This is a genomic window from Rhizobacter sp. P2_H3, from assembly GCF_056403355.1.
Map to the genome: position 1 here is coordinate 1 of NZ_JBFUFQ010000524.1, position 783 is coordinate 783.

At 75.6% G+C, this 783-nt stretch carries 1 protein-coding gene; it reads right to left on the reverse strand.

What is annotated here, in order from left to right; all coding sequences use genetic code 11:
* Positions 1-783: HAD-IC family P-type ATPase (locus AC1D1T_RS32825; RefSeq protein WP_477993548.1), on the reverse strand; the 783-nt coding region annotated here is incomplete at both ends.

Sequence of the window (783 nt, forward strand, 5' to 3'; positions counted from 1 at the left end):
GCCGAACAGCGCCGCGCCCGCCGGACGCGGCGGCACCTTCATCGCATGGCGCACCGCCGGCTCGGCCTCGAACACCAGCGAACACGCCGGGTCGATGATCAGCTCCAGCAGCACGACGTGCACCGGCAGCAGCAGCACCGGGCCGCCAAGCACCGGCAGCAGCGACAGCCCGACGATCGGCAGGTGCACCGCCAGCAGGTAGCCGACCGCACGCTGCAGGTTCGCGAAGATGCGGCGCCCGGCGCGCACCGCATCGACCAGCGACGCGAAGCGATCGTCCAGCAGCACCAGCGCCGCGGCCTCGCGGGCCACGTCGGTGCCGCGCTGCCCCATCGCGACGCCGACATCCGCGGCGCGCAGCGCCGGCCCGTCGTTGACGCCGTCGCCGGTCATCGCGACCACCTCGCCGCGGCGCTGCAGCGCTTGCACGATGCGCAGCTTCTGGTCCGGGCTGACGCGGGCATACACCGCGATGCGCCCGACCGCCGCATCGAAGGCCCGGTCGTCCATCGCGGCCAGCGCGGCGCCGGTGCACACCGCGTCGCCGTCCCAGCGCTCGAAGCCGGCCTGGCGCGCGATCGCCGACGCGGTCGCCGGCGCATCGCCGGTGATCATCACGACGCGCACGCCGGCCTCGCGGCACTGCGCCAGCGCGTGCGGCACGTCGTCGCGCAGCGGGTCCTGGAAGGCGATCAGCCCGTCGGCCGCGAAGCCGTGCACCGGCCGCGGCTCGCCTTCGCGCCACGGCGCATGCGCGACCGCGATCACGCGCAGGCCTTGCGC